Below are 345 nucleotides of genomic sequence, written 5' to 3'. Positions count from 1 at the left end.
ATTTTGATCTGCGTGGGCGCTGTAGCCGCTTATAGTGTGTACTTTGGCGTTTATGATAATGCGAGTGTCGTTTACAAATACATAGCCGTTACGAGGGCCATAGGTTTGTATATCATGCCCTAATGTGCCGCGTCCTTGATAGCCTACAAACAGTATGTCGGTGGTTTTGTCACTTAAAAAACGCGCTAGGTAATTTACAATGCGCCCGCCGGTGCACATGCCGCTGGCGGCTAAAATAATGGCGGGTGTTTGGCGAGTGGCTAAGTAGTTAATAATGGCCACATGCTCTTTATGAGTGTCGATTGTGGTTAGGTTTTTAAAGTCGAGCGGGTGGCGGCCTTTGGC

1 pseudogene is annotated in these 345 nt (G+C 47.8%); it reads right to left on the bottom strand.

Annotated features, from left to right (window positions below):
- A pseudogene (locus AAEY62_RS21015) lies at positions 1-345 on the bottom strand (MBL fold metallo-hydrolase); the annotation flags it as partial.

The organism is Pseudoalteromonas sp. GW168-MNA-CIBAN-0100, from assembly GCF_040309225.1.
Taxonomy (GTDB): Bacteria; Pseudomonadota; Gammaproteobacteria; order Enterobacterales; family Alteromonadaceae; genus Pseudoalteromonas; species Pseudoalteromonas arctica.
The sequence above is the reverse complement of the archived record's forward strand: the minus strand, read 5'-3'. Positions and strand labels throughout refer to the sequence as shown.